General features: G+C 57.0%; 1 rRNA gene. It reads left to right on the top strand.

The features are described from left to right. A 23S ribosomal RNA gene (locus BLU74_RS18340) occupies nucleotides 1–1139 on the top strand; the annotation flags it as partial.

Raw genomic sequence — 1139 nt, 5'->3', positions numbered from 1 at the left:
GAGACAAAGAACTCAGGATCTCCGAATGGGAATCCCCACCGCAATTGCCTCGCGCAATGGGGAACGCTCCGAATTGAAACATCTCAGTAGGAGCAGGAACAGAAAGCAATAGCGATGTCGTTACTAACCGCGAGTGAACGCGACGCAGTCCAAACCGAATCCCTCACGGGAAATGTGGTGTTCGGACTGACCACAACGAATCTCAACGTCAGGAGAAATCTCCTGGAACGGAGTGCGATACAGGGTGACAGCCCCGTATCCCGACCGCGAGATTCCGGGTTAGCTCCAGAGTACCGAGGATTGGATATTCCTCGTTAATATCGCAGGCATCAACTGCGAAGACTAAACACTCCTCGAGACCGATAGCGAACAAGTAGCGTGAGCGAACGCTGAAAAGCACCCCGAACAGGGCGGTGCAATAGGGCCTGAACTCAGTCAGTGATAGAACGACGGGGCATACAAGGTCCCCGAATAAACGACCGTGGGGCGACCCACCAGTAGGACTTCGGGGAAGCCGATGTCGCGTCGTGCGTTTTGAAAAACGACCCAGGGAGTGTACCCTCGTGGCAAGCCTAACTGGATCATCCAGGCAGGCACAGGGAAACCGATACGGCCGCAGTCTCTTCGGAGACCAGGGCCACCGTGTTCAAGCGCGGGGAGTCACGATGGTACGACCCGAAACCGAGTGATCTACGCGCGGGCAAGGTGAAGCGTGGCGAAAGCTGCGTGGAGGCCTGAAGAGTTGGTGTCCTACAATACCCTCTCCTGACCCGTGCGTAGGGGTGAAAGGCCCATCGAACTCGGCAACAGCTGGTTCCAGCCGAAACATGTCGAAGCATGACCTCGACCGAGGTAGTCTGCGAGGTAGAGCCACCGATTGGATGACCCGCCTCCGAGAGGAGTCGGCCATCCTGTCGAACTCCAAACTTGCAGACGCCGTAGACGTCGGGAATCCGGACTGCGGGGTAAGCCTGTGGTCCGTGAGGGAGACAACCCAGAGCCGGGTTAAGGTCCCCAAGTGTAGATTAAGTGCAACCGAAGGTGGTCTCGAGCCCTAAACAGCCGGGAGGTGAGCTTAGAAGCAGCTACCCTCTAAGAAAAGCGTAACAGCTTACCGGCCGAGGTTCGAGGCGCCCAAA

It is taken from the genome of Halobellus clavatus (assembly GCF_900107195.1).
Taxonomy (GTDB): domain Archaea; phylum Halobacteriota; class Halobacteria; order Halobacteriales; family Haloferacaceae; genus Haloquadratum; species Haloquadratum clavatum.
The sequence above is the reverse complement of the archived record's forward strand: the minus strand, read 5'-3'. Positions and strand labels throughout refer to the sequence as shown.